This window comes from Borrelia puertoricensis (assembly GCF_023035875.1).
GTDB classification, from domain to species: Bacteria; Spirochaetota; Spirochaetia; order Borreliales; family Borreliaceae; genus Borrelia; species Borrelia puertoricensis.
Genome location: NZ_CP075379.1, coordinates 853,017 through 871,328, shown reverse-complemented (window position 1 = coordinate 871,328; position 18,312 = coordinate 853,017). Strand labels below are relative to the sequence as shown.

General features: G+C 29.7%; 15 protein-coding genes. 1 reads left to right on the top strand and 14 read right to left on the bottom strand.

The genetic code is table 11. The annotated features are described in order from the left end of the window. Positions 1–39: 39 nt before the first annotated feature. The gene (gene coaBC / locus bpuSUM_RS04135; protein WP_247066343.1) at positions 40–1,215 is read left to right on the top strand and encodes a bifunctional phosphopantothenoylcysteine decarboxylase/phosphopantothenate--cysteine ligase CoaBC; all 1,176 of its coding nucleotides are present in this window, start codon (positions 40–42) and stop codon (positions 1,213–1,215) included. On the opposite strand, the gene bpuSUM_RS04130 is transcribed toward coaBC, so the two are convergent. The 14 genes from bpuSUM_RS04130 to bpuSUM_RS04065 all read right to left on the bottom strand — a co-directional run bounded on the left by bpuSUM_RS04130 (position 1,209) and on the right by bpuSUM_RS04065 (position 18,279). Then, a complete protein-coding gene (locus tag bpuSUM_RS04130) occupies positions 1,209–2,630 on the bottom strand; it encodes a HEAT repeat domain-containing protein (protein WP_247066106.1) in 1,422 nt (473 codons plus the stop codon). The genes coaBC and bpuSUM_RS04130 overlap by 7 nt on opposite strands. After that, entirely contained in the window at positions 2,627–4,150 is a 1,524-nt protein-coding gene (gene murJ / locus bpuSUM_RS04125) for a murein biosynthesis integral membrane protein MurJ (protein WP_247066104.1), read from the bottom strand. Before murJ ends, bpuSUM_RS04130 begins: the two co-directional genes overlap by 4 nt. Beyond that, a complete protein-coding gene (gene tgt / locus bpuSUM_RS04120) occupies positions 4,143–5,270 on the bottom strand; it encodes a tRNA guanosine(34) transglycosylase Tgt (RefSeq protein WP_247066102.1) in 1,128 nt (375 codons plus the stop codon). The genes murJ and tgt overlap by 8 nt, the downstream gene beginning before the upstream one ends. Before the next feature lie 17 nt (positions 5,271–5,287). After that, positions 5,288–6,355 (bottom strand): LptF/LptG family permease, encoded by a 1,068-nt coding sequence (locus bpuSUM_RS04115; protein WP_247066100.1) that lies wholly within the window; start codon positions 6,353–6,355, stop codon positions 5,288–5,290. Beyond that, a complete protein-coding gene (locus bpuSUM_RS04110; protein WP_247066098.1) occupies positions 6,352–7,641 on the bottom strand; it encodes an LptF/LptG family permease in 1,290 nt (429 codons plus the stop codon). The genes bpuSUM_RS04115 and bpuSUM_RS04110 overlap by 4 nt, the downstream gene beginning before the upstream one ends. Next, positions 7,616–9,133, bottom strand: a complete 1,518-nt coding sequence (locus bpuSUM_RS04105; protein ID WP_247066096.1) for a hypothetical protein — start codon at positions 9,131–9,133, stop codon at positions 7,616–7,618. The genes bpuSUM_RS04110 and bpuSUM_RS04105 overlap by 26 nt, the downstream gene beginning before the upstream one ends. Before the next feature lie 8 nt (positions 9,134–9,141). After that, on the bottom strand, positions 9,142–11,295 hold the full coding sequence (pnp, locus tag bpuSUM_RS04100; protein ID WP_247066094.1) for a polyribonucleotide nucleotidyltransferase: 2,154 nt from the start codon (positions 11,293–11,295) through the stop codon (positions 9,142–9,144). Between the two features lie 13 nt (positions 11,296–11,308). Next, positions 11,309–11,575 (bottom strand): 30S ribosomal protein S15, encoded by a 267-nt coding sequence (rpsO, locus tag bpuSUM_RS04095; protein ID WP_247066091.1) that lies wholly within the window; start codon positions 11,573–11,575, stop codon positions 11,309–11,311. A 307-nt stretch (positions 11,576–11,882) separates the two neighbouring features. Continuing rightward, on the bottom strand, positions 11,883–12,728 hold the full coding sequence (gene truB / locus bpuSUM_RS04090) for a tRNA pseudouridine(55) synthase TruB (protein ID WP_247066089.1): 846 nt from the start codon (positions 12,726–12,728) through the stop codon (positions 11,883–11,885). A 6-nt stretch (positions 12,729–12,734) separates the two neighbouring features. After that, complete coding sequence (gene rbfA, locus bpuSUM_RS04085; RefSeq protein ID WP_247066087.1) at positions 12,735–13,097, bottom strand: 30S ribosome-binding factor RbfA; 363 nt, start codon at positions 13,095–13,097, stop codon at positions 12,735–12,737. Positions 13,098–13,121: 24 nt separating this feature from the next. Continuing rightward, the gene (gene infB / locus bpuSUM_RS04080; RefSeq protein WP_430644651.1) at positions 13,122–15,713 is read right to left on the bottom strand and encodes a translation initiation factor IF-2; all 2,592 of its coding nucleotides are present in this window, start codon (positions 15,711–15,713) and stop codon (positions 13,122–13,124) included. Next, complete coding sequence (gene nusA, locus bpuSUM_RS04075; protein ID WP_247066083.1) at positions 15,694–17,142, bottom strand: transcription termination factor NusA; 1,449 nt, start codon at positions 17,140–17,142, stop codon at positions 15,694–15,696. The genes infB and nusA overlap by 20 nt, the downstream gene beginning before the upstream one ends. A 13-nt stretch (positions 17,143–17,155) precedes the next feature. After that, on the bottom strand, positions 17,156–17,587 hold the full coding sequence (rimP, locus tag bpuSUM_RS04070; protein ID WP_247066080.1) for a ribosome maturation factor RimP: 432 nt from the start codon (positions 17,585–17,587) through the stop codon (positions 17,156–17,158). Between the two features lie 113 nt (positions 17,588–17,700). Further along, on the bottom strand, positions 17,701–18,279 hold the full coding sequence (locus bpuSUM_RS04065; RefSeq protein WP_247066341.1) for a type I phosphoribosyltransferase: 579 nt from the start codon (positions 18,277–18,279) through the stop codon (positions 17,701–17,703). Between the last annotated feature and the right edge of the window lie 33 nt (positions 18,280–18,312).

The window sequence follows — 18,312 nt, the reverse complement described above, 5'->3', positions numbered from 1 at the left end:
AATATTAAATATAATTATATTATAATATATAAAATAAACATGAAGAAACATAAAAATATATTAATCGGGGTATGCGGGGGAATAGCAGCCTATAAATCAACCTATATTATCTCAAGTCTAGTAAAGATGGGATATAATGTCAAAGTTATAATGACAAAAAACGCGACTAAATTTATTACTCCTTTAACACTAGAGACAGTCTCTAAAAACAGAGTGATTCAAAGCTTGTGGAATACAAGCCATGAAGAAGTAGAACACATAAATTTGGCAAGATGGGCAAATTTAATATTAATTATGCCAGCAACATACAACATCATTTCTAAAATTGCAGCAGGAATTGCTGATGATACTTTAACTACAGTTATATCTGCAAGTACTGTTCCAACTTATTTTGCAATAGCAATGAACAACATCATGTATCAAAACCCTATTCTAGAAGAAAACATTAAAAAACTAAAAAAATATAATTATAAATTTATTGAACCTGATGAAGGATCCTTGGCATGTTCCTTAAATGCTATTGGACGACTTAAAAATGAAAATGATATTTTAAAAATAATATTAAACGCATTAGAGCCAAAATTACCATTAAAAAACAAAAAAATATTAATAACCGCATCCAGAACTGAAGAAAAATTAGATCCAATTCGTTACTTCTCAAATAAATCAACAGGACAAATGGGCTTCAGTTTAGGCACTGAAGCACGAAATCTTGGAGCCCAAGTAACAATAATTACAGGTCCCAGCAATGAAAAAACACCTTATGGAATAAACGTTATTAAAATAAAAACAGCATCAGAAATGTACAAAGAAGCAATAAACATATACCAAGAATTCGACGTTATAATTGGCGCTGCTGCTGTTGCAGACTTTAGACCTGAGAAAATTTATAAGACTAAAATCAAAAAAGATACTATTGAAGACCTTCATATTAAATTCATCAAAAACCCGGACATAATAAAACATATAGGTAAAAACAAAAATAAAAACCAAATTGTTATTGGATTTTGTGCTCAAAAAGATGAAATTTTAATAGAAAAAGCCAAAGAAAAACTAAAAACAAAAAACTTAGACTATATTATTGCAAACGACTTAAAATATTTTGGATCAAGCCTAAACAAAACTTATATAATAGACAAAAACAGCGTTAAAAAACTTCCTGAAATATCAAAAAAAGAAACGGCAACAGAAATTTTAAAAATTTTATATCAATAATTCGTTAAAAGTTTCCTTAAATACTCCGAACGAGTTGTTCTCTTGATCTCTTTAAGCTTACCTGAGAGTAATGCCGATTTATTATAAACAGCACCCTTAATTGCGAGATTCATTAAATCAATATTTTTACTCTCAATGATCTTAGAATAAAAATTATCAAAATTACCCTTCCTAGCTGCAAGACACATGGCAATACTTGTAAGTAACTTCGAAGGTTTATTAATATTTTCCTTGTCCAAGAGATTTAAAGCGATTAAATGTGCAGAATTTACATCTTTATCTAAAAGGTAACTAAACATAGTAAGTTTAAAGTTATTCTCAACACTAAAATCAAACATTATATTTCGTATCTCTTCATAACTAGACCCCATATCTACTAAAGCTTTACCTGATGCTTCCCTGACTTTGAAAGAAGGATCGTTTTTGATCTTATAAATTAATACTTCTTTTGAAGCAATATCGCCATGACTCTTAATAGCCTCAACGGCACTAATCCTAATGTTAACATCAGAATCTCTTAAAAAATCATGTAAAATATCTTTTGATTTCAAAGATACGTCCCTTGAGAGTGCCTCCACAATAGCAATTTTAATATTATAATTGTTATTATTATTTTGAAGATACAAATCGGCTCTCTCTGTTATTTTCTCAGGCAAAAGATATGATAAAGCCTTAATAGCTGAAGCCTTAATTGCTGAATTTTCATAACTATCAACAGAAATTTCATAAAATCTATCTGCACAATCAACAGCATCAGATTTTCCAAGAGCAATGAGTATTGCCGATTTAACTCCATCATTACCAGAATATTTATCATAAACATTCATCATATCTTTTGAATATTCAGGAGAAGAAAGCTCACCAAGATAATAAGCAGCAGTAGCAACAATATTCCCTTCCTTATTTTCAAGGATATCAATAAGGGTTTTTTTTAAAGAATTTTTACTTCCAAATTCCTTAAGATACAAAATTGCTAAATTGATCAAATTGTTAGGATATCTATTACTCTCATAATTATCAAGAATATAATTAGCAGTATCAACACTTCCTGCATATTTAAGTGATAAAAACAAATCAAGAATTGCTAATTTAAGATCAATATTAAAAGTTTTCTGCAATCTCTTTTTAAGCAAAACATTATATTCACCATCACCTGATTTTTTAAGACTACTAATAATTTCAATAACTTGGGCATCAAGTCCATAAGAAATAACATCATTTACCCGCTTCACATCTAAATTCACATTTTCAAGAACAGGATTTTGAGTATCATCTCTCTTTAAATCATTTTCTATAATATCCTTACCGATCTTATGATCCTGGGACACTAAAGATTTAATTGACAATATTGTCCCTTTAATAGCAAAAACATCAAGTACAATATAAAAGAAAAAAACAAGCTCTAAATACCTCATAAAATTTCCCTACTAATAAACTTAAAAACCTTATTAACACCAAGCAAATAATAACACAGTATTAAAATAACAATACTAATTACGCCTGAAACACTTAACAAGTAAAAATTATTGAAACTAAATCCTATATCCCATTTAAAATTCTTAAAAAGAGTATAAAATAAATATAAGGGAATAAGGGAAATAAATGCCTTAATAAGAGCTAATAAAGATCTAACAAATTCAAGCTTCATCCCTCCCTTAAGTCCAATGAAATAAAAAATAACTACACACAAAGCAAAAGAAATTGATTGTGCAATAGGCAAAATGTCTACCACTTTATAAAAGTTAATACCAAAAATTGAGATTGTAATATCAATAGCAGCAAAAAGAAGATTAAAATAAAGCGGAATTTTTGAGTTACGTATAGAAAAATAATATTTCTGAAACAATCCAAAAATTGAAGAAAATGGTAATCCAATTAAAAAATATTGTAGTACGTTAACGGTTCTTTGAGTATCATATACGGAAAATCTACCCCCTGTAAGTAATAAATTTAGAATAGGACCAGCCCAAATATACATTAAAAATGACATTGGAATCAAAATAAAAATCAAAATATCAATTCCATGATTCAAAATCAAATTTAATCCTTTATTATTGCCTAAAGAAGCATATTCTGCCATCTTAGGAAAAATAACTGTAGAAATAGAGACATAAAAAATTCCAACAGGAAGCTGATAATAAACAATTGCATTACTTAAAACAGAAACACTCCCAATATCCAGGACTGATGCCAAAGCAAATGAAATTTGCTGAGTAGCAATTGCCACTAAAGCTGATATAATCATATGCGCCCATCTTTTTAAAAATCTTAAAAATGAAGAATCATTAAAGTTAAACATTGGTCTATATGTAAGACCAATATAAATACAATTTATCATCTGAACTAAAAATTGCAAAATCCCACCAACAATTACTCCAATAACAGCACTATAGATTCCATACTGCTTATAAAATAAATATATGCTTAATATAATGCTAAAAGAGAGCATAACGGGCGAAAAAGATGAGATAAAAAAAAATTTATAAGAATTTAAAACCGATGAAAATATCGATGATAAGCTTATAAATAACACATAAAGTATTAAGTAGTTAAACATATAACTAGCCAATTCCAAATGACTACCTCTATAAGAAGATATAAAATACATAATTTGTCGAGAAAAAAGAATCATAACGCAAATAATAAGACTAATACTTATAATATTAAAAGTGATAACTCGTCTTAAAAAATCAATAGCATGTTTACTAGATTTTTTCCTCTCATGAGTAAATTCCGGCATAAAAGCTGAAGTCATTGCACCTTCTGAAATAATCTTCCTTAAATTATTCGGAATATTAAAAACATAATTAAAAATATCTGACTCAAGACTTGCCCCAAAATAGTAAGAAAATACCTTAATTTTAATAAAACCCATTATACGTGAAAAAAAAATCGAAATCATAACAATAACTGTTGAGAGAATATCTTTATTCATTAAAATTACCTTCATCATATTTGCTTAAATAAAGTTTTCTAAATTTTGTAAAATCACCATTCATAATTGCATTTCGAGCCTTTTTAATAAGTCTAAGCATATAATGAATGTTATGCTCACTGGCCAACATCACTCCAAGAGTTTCTTCTGATTTGATTAAATGTCTTAAATACCCTCTTGAATACCTTGTACATAAAGTGCAAGAACAATCTCGCTCAACAGGACAAGTATCACAACTAAACTCAGCCCGCTTAATACGCAATATTCCATTATCAGTTAAAAGTGAACCATGCCTAGCAATTCTTGTAGGATTAACACAATCAAAAATATCAATACCATAATATATTGCATCTAATATATAGTGAGGAGTACCAATTCCCATTACATACTTTGGCTTAACCTTAGGTATTAATGAAGAATTATATTCAAGAATTTCTAAGTATTTATCTCTTGGTTCCCCAACAGAAATTCCACCAATTGCGATACCAGGACTATCTAATTCTAAAATCGCCTCGGTACTTCTTTTTCTCAAATCTTTAAAAAAATTACCCTGAGTTATTAAAAATAAAAGACCATCATACCCTTCTTTTCTATTCTCATAAACACGCAATGTACGACGAGCCCAAGAAGTTGTAATATTTGTATACAAACTCGCCTCACTGTAACCAATCCCATAAGAACTACAAATATCAAGCGCCATAATAATATCACTCTCAAAAATTTCTTGCATTTTAAATACACTCTCAGGTGTAAAATAGTGCCTAGAACCATCAATATGCGATTTAAAATCTACTCCCTCAGTCTCAATCTTTCTAAAATTAGCTAAAGAAAATACTTGAAATCCTCCAGAATCTGTCAAAAAATTTTTATCCCAGGCTGTAAAATTATGTAAACTTCCATATTTTTTTATCACATCAATGCCAGGTCTTAAATAAAGATGATAAGTATTTGCAAGCATGAGATTACATCCCAATTTTTCAAGTACATCATGCTTTAAAGCTTTCATTGCACCCAAAGTACCAACTGGCATGAAACACGGAGTTTCAACCTTCCCATGAGGAAGTTCAAGCACACCAAGTCTCGCATTAGAATTTTTGTCATTTTTAATAATACTAAACATAAAATTTAAAAAACCTACTACTTACACACAAGATTATAAATGATAAAATTAATAATAATAAACAAAATAGTGGGTAACGAACTTGCAACTGCTATAGGCAAATACCCAAGATCTGCTAAAAAACTAAAAACCATAATTGACATAACATACACAACTGCAAATGCAATACTATTTAATAAACTCCATATAAAAATATTTTTTTTCAAAGAAAAACTTACAAAACTCACAGTAAAACTAAGAAGTATTAACCTAAATGAAAAAAATATTCTGCTTAACAAATCAAATAAAGCTTCAGAAGAATCTAGCTTTTCTCTCCTAAGAGATCTAATCCAGCTAATAAGCTTTGAAAAATTCAACGTTTTTGACGAAAGCATAACTATTTTAATATATTCAGGCTCTAAATTAATAATCCCCCTACCATCAAGAACTTCATGAAATTTTTCTAACACATCTCGTTCGACCTTAGAAAATTCTCTAACACCATAAAGCCGCCATCTGGAATCAATCCACTCAGCTTTACTTATATCATACCTTTTCTTAAAATTATCATTTTGATCTTTTAAAATAATCATCAAGTTAGCAATAGTATCACTCTCGATATCATAATGCTTAATATTGTAAATTTCTCTTGCAAAATCCCTAATGATTATATTTTTATCATTTGCACCTTGATTACCAACACTATTCTTAAGAAAAGCATCCCTTTTAGCAATAGTATCTATAACTAAATAATTATCAAAAAAAAAGAGCATTACTGAGATAAAAACACTAAGCATAATTATTGATCTTAACATTCTAGAAATAGAAATACCACAACTAAAAAGTCCTATTATTTCGTTTCTCATAGAAAGATTACCAATAAGATTAGAAACGGCAAAAAGAAAAGACAGAGCCAAACCATCTGAAAAACACTTTGGCAAATAAAGATAATAAATATAAACAATATCACTAATACTAAGATTATGATCAAGATAATTAAAAAGATTAACAAATACATCAATAAGCACAATTAAGATCACAAAAAGAAAATTCATAAACAAAAAAGTCAATGATATATTATTCACAAAAAGCTTATCTACTTTCATTTCTTTAAAAGTCTCAAAAAAAGTATCAAACCTGCAAAAATTAACATCACATTTGGTAAGACAGTAATAAGCAAAGGATTTGGAGAATACTGAAAAGTATAAACTTTTCCACCAATAAACATTACCCAATAGAAAACACAAATAAGAATTGAAATCACAAGCTCAAGAATAATAGAATATTTTTTATTTGAATACATGCCCATACCAAAAGCTAAAAAGATAAAAAATAAAACAGACAATGGTAAACTAATTTTTTGATAAAATTCCAAACAATAAAGAGCATAACTTCTCTTAACAATTAGATCTTCATAAGGGCTATAATTTAAACTTAAATTATGCATATAACTTAAGTTTTCAAGAACAGATTCTTCATCTAAAAAACTACTCTTATCATACAAATAATTCAAATAAATATTTGAAAAATTTAAATGCAAAAGATCTTCCTCTAAATCACTTTTCATATTTAATTCTTTAATTAATTTATCTTGCTTAACAATAAGTTTCATAACATCTCTAATACTCATCTGCGATGGTGCAATATAACTTAATAACCAACTATCACTAAACGTTACTTGATCAATTGAATATTTCATCCGATCAGCATAAAAATAGTCATAAAACCCACTCTCATCCTCTGTTAAGGCAATTGATAAAACATCATTCAAAATAAAATATACCTGATAATTTTCTTTTTGAATATTAAGTTCCCGTGCCATCAATATTCTGTCATAACCTTTAAGTCTAGTATTATCAAAAAAAGTAACATTTTTATATCCCGTTTCAGATTTTTCTCCTGATACAAATATTAAATCTCCATACTGTTTACTTGAATAAGGCTTTAATATCAAATGAGGTATTTCTTCTTTGATTTCATTAAAAACTTTCAACCTACCAATAGAACCAAGGGGAAGCAAAAAATCGTTAGCAATAAACGAAATAAATGCAATAACTACTCCTAACTTAAAAAATGGAACTAATAAATCAAAAACAGATATTCCAATTGATCTAAAAGCCAATATTTCATTATTAAGTTTAAATTTATAAATGGTAAGTATTACTGAGAGTAAAGCCGCAAAGGGAGGTGACAGAGCAATTATCATAGGAAGTGAATATATAACAAAAATAAAAGCCTTTAAAAACGGAACATAGTTTTGAAGAAGTATTTTCATAAAAAAAAGTATTTGGTTTATGAAAAATACAAAGAAAAAAAACAAAAAAGTAATTAAGAAATACTTAAAAAATTCAATAATTATGTAAGATTCATAATTGTTTTTTAATACTCTCATTTACAAAAACCAAACCATTATTTAAAGTCCCAAGTACAACATAATCATCAAAATTTAAAATTTTTACTAAATTTAAACTAATAAGTCCATCACTAGGACCTAAATAATCCCAACTATCATTTACTGTATCATAAATTAATAAACCATGCTCAAAAGTTGCAAATAATAACTTATTATCCCTAATCTCCATATCAAGAAAATACCCAATGCTAGGATCATTGTTAACATTATATTTTACATATGTATTATTATCTAAATTTAATCTAAAAAGACCTCCTCCATAAGTTCCAACGTAATAAACACTATCATGCTTCTTTATAAAATTAATATTTCTCTCACTATCTACTTTGCTAAAAAAATTTAAATGTTTAATTTTATTAAAATTAGTTAGATCAATGCTATAAACAGACTTATCCATTGTTCCTACTAATAACAAATTTTTACGCTCATCTAAATACAGTGATGAAATTTTATTAGAACCAAGTTTGATATAAGTCCAATCACCCTCATCGGAGTAAAACCATAGTCCAGCATCTAGAGTACCAACAAAAATTCCATCTTTAGCACCCAGTAAAACCTGTATACTATTTAAATTAACATTTAAAGGTATTTTAACTTTTTTAATAGCCTCTTCCAAATCATCAATATAATAAAGAGCATTATTTCCACCAACGTATACAACTCCTTTATGCTCTGCAAATCCTTTAAGTCCATTCAAAACGATACTTTTTTTATCTTTAATATAAACCTTATATTTATTATTCTTAACATCATATCTTAAAAGACCACCAAATATGTTTGAAACAAAAATATTACCCCCTAAAACAAACATATCAAAAATACTATTATCTAAAAATCCTAAAGCTTCTAGATTTAAATAATTTATTCCAAATTTATTATTCAAGAAATTATAAATTCCTAAATCATAGCCTGACTTAAGAGAAGTTTTATCAATATCCTTTAATGCAGAGATTGCACCTACTTTATCCTTAACAAAATATTTTAATTCAGCAATCCTAAGACTAGCATGAGAATTTTGATAATCTTTTAAAAAATTATCAAAATGATATTCAGCTAGATCATAAGCGCCTATGTTATAATTCATATAACCAAAAAATAAATTGGCTTTAGCAATTAATTCTTTATCATAATTTTTCTCATCAGTTACTATTTTATTCAAATAGTAACTGGTCATGCCAAAATTTTTTCGGACATAACTTTCTCTAGCACTTTTAAAATAAGAATTATCCTCTTTTAAAAAAGCATCACTTAAGAAAAAAGATTCATCATCTCTAAGACCCAATAAATAACTTTTTCTATTAAGATCTAACTCATCAATATCAAATTCATCAACATTAAATTTTTGAATATGATCGACAAAATTAGAAGATAAATCAACATCTTTACTAGTCAAACATGAAAAAAATAAAAATAAGCTCACTAAGATAAGCTTATTTTTTAAAATATTATTTATATGATCTACAAATCTCATAATATTTACTAATCTCTAACTAATTCAAGTTCAATCTTACCAAACTTATCAATATCAGATATTCTAACCTTAACCATTTGTCCCTCCTCTAATCTTGGAGGACGCATAGCAAATGTATTCCTACTATCTCTACCATATCTAGAATATCTACCACTGCCATACCTGGAATGCCTCATATCACCATATCTATCATCCCTTGATTTTAGTCGATTACTTAAAAATCCTTCTTTGGTAGGAGTAAGCTCAATAAAGACCCCAAAACTGTTAATCTTTTTAACAATCCCTTCATAAATCTCACCAATTTTAGGTTCTCTTACAATACTCTCTATCCTTGCCTTAGCTTTTTGCATCTTTAAGCTATCAGTCCCAAAAAGAGTAATCCTACCATCTTGCTCAATTTGCACCCTAACCTCAAACTCATCTGTAATCGCTTTAACTGTCTTACCAGTAGACCCAATAACAAGAGAAATTTTATCAATATCAATTTGTAACTGAATAATCTTAGGAGCATCAACAGATATATCATCTCTTGATCTTGAAATTACAGAATCCATAATAGATAAAATATGCATTCTTCCAACTCGTGCCTGTGCAAGAGCATCCTTCATCAACTGCTTTGTAACATTTGAAATCTTAATGTCCATCTGAAAACCAGTAATTCCATTCTTAGTTCCTGCAACCTTAAAGTCCATATCGCCCAAATGATCCTCTTCTCCAAGAATATCACTTAAGATAACATACTTATCCCCCTCACTAACAAGTCCCATAGCTATTCCTGCGACTTGCTCCTTAACAGGAACACCAGCGGCCATTAAAGACATACTCCCAGAACACACTGTAGCCATTGATGAGGATCCATTTGATTCTAATATCTCAGATACTACTCTAATAGTATATGGAAAATCATCTTTCTTAGGTAACATAGCTTCCAGAGACCTTTGAGCTAAATGACCATGCCCAATCTCACGTCTGCCAGTCATAAGTCTACCTGTCTCACCAACAGAAAATGGAGGAAAATTATAATGAAGCATAAAATTAAGACGCTTATCACCATCAATATCATCCATTATCTGCTCATCAATACTTGTACCTAAAGTCGTTACAGCCAATGCCTGGGTCTCACCTCTTGTAAAAAGAGCAGAACCATGTGTTCTTTTCAAAAGATCAACTTCGGCAACAATATCTCTTATCTGTGTAGGATTGCGCCCATCAGTCCTAAGATTATTTTCCAGAATTGATCTCCTAACGATTGCTTGCTCAAAATCATCAAGAGCTTTATAAAAAAGAGTTTCATTCTCTTCATCTACCTGACTTACAGAAGAAAAATGCTCATAGGCTTTTTGCTTAACCAATTTTATAGCCTTATCTCTATTAAGCTTTCCCTTCACAAAACAAGCATCTTTAAGTTCAGAATAAATAAAATTTTTAAGTTCAGCCTTAAATTCAAATACCCTTTCTTCATAAGCAAGTGGTAATTTTTCTCTCTCACCTACTATAAGTATAAATTCCTTTTGAAAATTACAAATTTGTTTAATATATTCATAAGCTTTATCTATTGCAGCAAGCAATATTTCCTCGCTAACCTCATTAGCACCACCTTCAACCATTGTAATACCATCCAAACTGCCCGCAACAACAATATCTAAAATAGAATCTTGTATCTCATCAAAAGAAGGATTTACTATAAACTCATTATTTAAATAAGCTATTCTAACAGCCGCAATTGGACCATTAAATGGAATATCTGACAAAAAAACTGCCGCAAAAGCAGCATTCATCCCAACAATATCAGGAGGATTCATCTGATCTGTAGACAAAGTCGTTGGAACAACCTGAATTTCTCTACCAAATCTCTTATCAAAAAGCGGCCTCATAGGTCTATCTATTAATCTAGAAACAAGTACTTCCTTGTCTTTTGGTTTACCTTCTCTTTTAATAAACCCTCCAGGAATCTTTCCAGCAGCATAATATTTTTCATTATATTCAACAGATAAAGGAACAAAATCCAAATTTTCACGAACTGAATCTGAACAACATACCGTAGCAAGAACAGTAGAACCACCATAAGTAGCAAGAACCGCGCCATTTGCTTGCTTAGCCAATAAGCCTGTTTCTAAAATTAAATCTTCCCTTCCTACTTTTAACTTCAAAATTTTTCTCAAAATTAACCCCTTATTACTTTCTAAGTCCAAGTTTAGCTATTAAGATTCTATAAGCTTCCAAATTTTTCTTCTGATAATATCTTAACAAATTTCTTCTCTGCCCAACCAACTTTAATAAACCTCTCTTAGAGCTATAATCTTTTTTATTGCTCCTTAAATGCTCTGTTAAATACCTTATTCTATCTGTAATTAACGCTATTTGCACTTCAACTGAACCTGTATCATTTGGATTTTTACCAAACTCTGTAATTATTTTTTGTTTTTGTTCTTTACTAACCATAAAAGTGACTCCTATACCATCATAACAAAGCCTAAAATAGACCTTTTTGCTATAATTAAATCTTCAAAGTAAATTATAATATTTTTTTATTCAAATAACAAAAACAAACCGAAGACTTTTTTAACAAGTTGCATAAAATACCAATCAAATCAATTAAGCTAATTCTCAATCGTAATTTCAGTATAATCAACCCTCTCTTTAAAAAATTTTCTATTTTAATGTTATTTGTAAAAAGTATTACAATAAAAACTAATGGTCTTATTCTTAAAAAGACTTATACTACTAATTATTTCCCGAAAATCAACTATCAAAAAATAATAACATATTTATATTTATTCAAACCAACGCCATAAACTACTGCTAATATCTCTTCATTGCTAGACTTCAAAATCTTAAATTCACCAACACTAATCATAACATTGATATAAACACCACTCTTGACAAGCTTAATCATACTATTATCAACATAAAATTTTTCAAAAAGCCCTAAAGATTCTAAACTCATTAAAGAATTGCTAGTAAAATCTTCGCAAAAACAAGCACTATCTAATCTAAAATCCCCAATCTTAATTCTCTCAAGGCTCTTAACATAAGCACATGACCCCAAAGACAATGCCAAATCTCTTGCTATACCTCTAACATAAGTTCCCTTAGAGCATTTTATTCGTAGCTTCAAAATACGAGAATCAACATTATAATTTAAGATCTGAATATCATATATATTGACTTTCCTAGACTTAAGATTGAAAGACTCTCCACTAAGAGCTAACTTATAAGCTCTTTTTCCTTTAACATGCACTGAAGAAAACTTAGGTGGAATTTGATAAATCTCACCTAATAAAGACTTAATGCCAAGGGTTAATTTCTCTAAACTTGGAATATAATTTGTAGTATTTACTACTCTACCATTAGGATCAAGAGTATCAGTTTCAATTCCAAACTCAAACTCTGATATATATTCTTTATCTAAAGATATAATATAATTTGAAAGTTTAGTGTACTTACCAACTAAAACAACCAACAGACCACTTGCAAACTTATCAAGAGTACCTGTATGTCCAACTCGACTTGTAGAAAAATATCTCTTTAAAGGACAGAGGGTATTACAAGACGTTATTCCAATTCTTTTATTTAATAAAATAATCCCATTCATTTAATTTTATTGTTTTTCACTAAAACTTAAATTTTCAATTATCTTATTAACATAAAAAGCCTTAGAAATAGTATCATCTCTTAAAAAATTCAATTTTGGAGTATTTCTAACTCTAATACGTTTAACAATTTCTCTTTGAACAAATCCCTTAGCATTATTTAATGCTTTAATAGCATTATCAAGCGATGCACCTTCTTTAATAGAACCAATAAATACCTTGGCATTTATCAAATCGTTTGAAATTTCAACTCTCACAACAGTTAAAAATTCATGAACCCTAGGATCTTTAATTCCTTTTGATACTATTAAATTACTAACCTCTTGAACTAATAAACTCTCAAGTTTTGACTTTCTTATCTCTTTTTCCATACATAAAAACAATAAATCAGATGCTTAAGATTCAAAGCGTCTCTTCACTTTTTTAATCTCAAATGCCTCAATTATATCTCCTTCCCTAATATCAAAATAATTATCAATCATAATTCCACATTCATATTGTGCATTAACTTCTTTAACATCTTCCTTAGCTCGCCTTAATGAAGAAATTTTACCAGAATGCACCTGGAATCCTTCTCTCATAACATTAGTTACGGCATCCCGTTTTATGCATCCTTGTGAAACATAACATCCAGCCACTACCCCTATCTTAGAAATATTAAAAACAGCACGGACTTCAGCAAATCCAATAAATTTTTGTTCAATGTCTGGTTCTAACATGCCTTCAAGAACTGATTTAATATCATTAATTGCATCATAAATTATATTATATTTTCTAATTTCAACTTTTTCTTGATCGGCTAACAATTGTGCTTTTGCTGCAGGGCGTACGTGAAAACCAATTATAATGGCTTCACTTGCTGATGCAAAACTAATATCAGTCTCAGTTATTGCTCCTACTGATGAATGGATAACTCTTACTCTAATCTCATTATTAGTTAATTTTTCAAGAGAATGCTTTAAAGCCTCAACAGAACCCTGCACATCCGCTTTTAAAATTATCTTAAGTTCCTTAAGTGCCCCATCCTTAATTGAATCATAAAGATTTGACACAGTAACTTTTTTTACATTTTTAGCATCTTCATATTTTTTAAGATCTTGTCTTTTAGAACTAATTAATTTGGATTCTTTTTCTGTTTTTGTAACCTGGAATGGATCACCAGCCTGAGGAATTGACGAAAAACCCAAAACATTAACAGCTTTTGCAGGACCAACGCTCTTAACAGCGACTCCTCTCTCATTAATTAATGCTCTCACTTTACCATGATAGACTCCTCCAACAAAAGAATCTCCTATAGAAAGAGTTCCATCCTCAATTATCACAGAACAAACTACTCCTCTACCTAAGTCAACTCTAGCATCAAGTACTCTACCAATAGCCCTTTTAGTTGGGTTTGCCTTCAATAACATTACTTCAGATTGCAGAATAATCATATCAAGAAGTTCTGTAATACCAATATTTTTAAGAGCCGAAATTGCAACAAAAATTGTATTTCCACCCCAATCTTCAGGAACTAAATCATACTCTGAAAGCTGATGTTTAATTCTATCCAAATTTGAATCTGGCAAATCAATCTTATTGATAGCAACAATAATGGGTACTTTTGCGTCCTTTGCATGATTAATAGCCTCAACAGTCTGCGGCATTACTCCATCTACAGCAGAAACAACAAGCACAACAATATCTGTAACCTGTGCCCCTCGACTCCTCATCATCGTAAAAGCTTCATGTCCTGGAGTATCTAAAAATGTTATTTCATGATCATTATAATTAATAGTATAAGCACCAATATGTTGTGTAATTCCTCCAAATTCTGTTTGATTTATATCAATATTTTGCAACACTGATAGAAGCTTAGTTTTTCCATGATCAACATGTCCCATTATTGTAATAATAGGAGGTTTTGCAACCCTCTTACTCTCATCATCTTCTTCTGCTTCGATAACTGTTTCATCATAGATTGACACAACATTAACTTTAGAGCCATATTCTTCAACCAAAATAGTAGCGGTATCAGAATCAATTTTCTCATTAATAGTTGCCATTACACCTAAAGTCATCAACTTAGCAATTAAATCTGAGGATTTTAAATTCATTTTCCTTGCAAGTTCAGCAACAGTAATAGTTCCCATAATATCAATCGACTTAGGAATTGGATTCGCTAGATTTTCTTTCTTCTTTTTTTGAAGCTGCTCAAACACTTTTTGTTCTATTGTTTTGCTCTCAATTTCTTCCTTTTTCCTCTTGTAACCTTTTTGACTTTCTTGTTGCTGCTTCTTCTTCTCACCAAGTTTCCTATTAAGACCCTTATTATCAGAATCAGAAGGTGAAATTGCAACACTAGAGATAACCTTAGTTCTTATTACTCGTCTAAATGTCTGAGAACCACTACTACTATGAGTATTAACTCTATTGAAATATCCTCTATTACCTTGTTGCTGACTACTAGTATTATCCTTATCTACATTTAAAGAAGAAGTTCTAGCTCCCCCCCTATCTTTACTACCATAAGAATATCCTCTATTATCTCTATTATGAGCATTATTCCTATTGAAATAGCCCCTATTACCTTGTTGCTGACTACTAGTATTATCCTTATCTACATTTAAAGAAGAAGTTCTAGCTCCCCCCCTATCTTTACTACCATAAGAATATCCTCTATTATCTCTATTATGAGCATTATTCCTATTGAAATAGCCCCTATTACCTTGCTGCTGGCCACTAGTATTATCCTTATCTACATTTAAAGAAGAAGTCCGAGCTCCCCTATCTTTACTGCCATAAGAATATCCTCTATTAGAATCCTGATTTCCTCTTGAATTTGAGAGGTCCACAAAATTATCTTTGGATTTATTTAAACTTTTATCAGTATGGGCTACAACCTTTACTACTTTCTTTCGTAATTTAACAACTTTAATTTTTTTTTCATCTTCAATGCGATCATCATCAATACTTTCTGACAAACTATTACTCCTCTTCAAATTCAAAGCTAAGCCCTATCTTACAACCTGGACAAAAAGTCATATTTTCATTAATAACAGCCCCACACTCAGGACAAAGCAACTCTTCTTCATCTTTCATGCCTTCAATAGCTCCATCATCATCATTAGAAATTATTACCATTCCTTCCTTTAGTATCTTATTTATTTCTTCTTGCTTTTCATAACCTATTCCTAACTCAAAAAGCTTTTCCTCACTAACATTCAAAAAACTATCAATATCATCAAAACCTGCTTCAATCAATTTATCAACAATATCATTATCAAGAACTTTAAGCTCACTAATTTTGTTTATTTCCTCAAATTCATCTTCCGGAACATTATCCTGAATAATTTTATCAAACATTTCAAAAGTATCTTGTTTAAACTCTCCACTTGCTTTCATTTCCGCAAATTGATTACTAGTTTTAACATCAATTGCCCAATCAAGCAGTCTATTTGCAAGTCTAACATTCTGTCCCATTTTACCTATTGCAAGCGAGAGCTGTTCATCGCTAACAACCACCAAAGCTTTATGCAAATCCTCATCAACAATATATACATTATCTATTTTAGCAGGAGTTAAGGCATCTCTAATAAATTCTTTAATATCCTTAGAATAAGGAATAATATCTATTTTCTCACCTTCAAGTTCCTTAATTATTGATTGAATCCTAACACCTTTTTGCCCAATACAAGGACCTACAGGATCAATTTCTTCTTTCTCAGAATAAACAGCAATCTTAGTTCTATAACCTGGATCTCTTACTATCTTATGAATCTTAATAAGACCTTCCTCAATCTCAGGAATCTCAAGAGTAAGAAGTTCTTCAATAAATTTAGGATGAGTCCTTGATAAGACTACCTCTATTCCATTTTTTCCCTTTTTTACACTGTAAACAAGAACTCGCACTTTATCATTAAGCCCATAAACTTCCCTTGGAGATTGATATTTTTTAGGAATAACACCATCTGTACTCCCAAGATTCACATAAAGATCTCCATTTCTATTTTGCTGAACATACCCAATAACAATTTTATGCAATTTGTGTTTAAATTCTAAATAAAGTTCATTATCTTCGATTCCCTGCAAATCGCTCTTAGTTCTCTGCTTAGCAACTTGAATTGAAAGTCTATCAAAAATCTTTGGATCAATCTCAATATATGCATATCCATCTTCCATTACTTCACATTCTTGAGCATTATCTTTCAATATCTCAAGTATATTGTCTTGAACTTCCTCTACAATCCTTTTTTTAGAATAAATTATCAAATCCCCAGTATTCTCATCAAACTTAATTAAAGCATTCTCACTCGTTCCAAAATACTTCTTATAAGCTATCATTAGAGATTCCCTCACCGTCTTTCGAATAGCATCTATGCTCATTCCTCGCTCATTAGCAATATTGGCAATCATTTGACCAGTGCCCTTTATCATATCCAAGACTCCTTCACGATAATTTAGCCTTCTTAACATTATTATAAAGAATTCTTATCTCCTTAGTATCTGTTTTAAAAATAAAACCGTCTGCCTCTGCTTTTAAGATAAGACCTTCTTCAAAATCATTACCTAACATTAACTTAATCTTCCTGCCCTCAAAAATTTTAAACTCTCTATCACTCTTAATTTTCCTATTTATCCCAGGCGTAGAGATTTCTAAACTAAAATTATATTTAAGAACCACTTCTAAACTCAATAAAATCATTCTATGTAAATCACAAAGAGTATCAACTCCAAAATCATCACCCTTATAAAGAACTATTTGAATTCTCCCTTTATCTCTTTTCTTGAAAGTATTAATTTCTATAATTTCAATTCCTAATTGATCTGTTATATTCTTTATTAAATTATAAACTTCACTATTATCAATAATTTTAACCAATCATATTCCTAAAAATAATAAGGCTCTTTTCAAAAGAACCTTATTAAATAAAATAATCAATACAACCTAAGAATAACATTAACGACAATAAATGTCAAGAAAACAATAATCAACTAAACTCTAGCAATTGACAGCTTTATCACACTTAAAGCCCCATGTCTTATAAGAATATCTTTACAAAAAGTCATAGATGCTCCTGTTGTCACAATATCATCAATAAGTACAACCCTATTAAACTTAATATTTTTATACCTCAACTTTAAATTAACTTTATTCTCCAAATTACTATGCCTTAAATCTCCACGTAATAGCTTTTGACTCTTGCCTAATCCTCGCCTAAAAACATTGATATAATTTATTTCACTATTACTTAACAAATTTCCAATATATTCCATATGATCAAAACCATAAAAAATTTTTCTCTTAAAACTACAAGGAATACTAACAACAAGGTCAAAATCAATACTCATCAAAAAATGTAAAATCCCATTTGCAAAAAACTGACCAAGCAATCTCTGTCCATCTCTCTTGTAAGTAAGAACCAAGTTCTTATATTCATTTTTATAATCAAAAAAATACCAAACATCATCTCTCAGCTTAACATCGAAATGAAAAAACTCAATACAATCCTTGCAAAGAGCATTTAAATAAACATAATTTTTATGACAACAAGAACAAAAGGGAAGAAACATGCTTTTTAAAACACCCCAATTCCACACTTATAT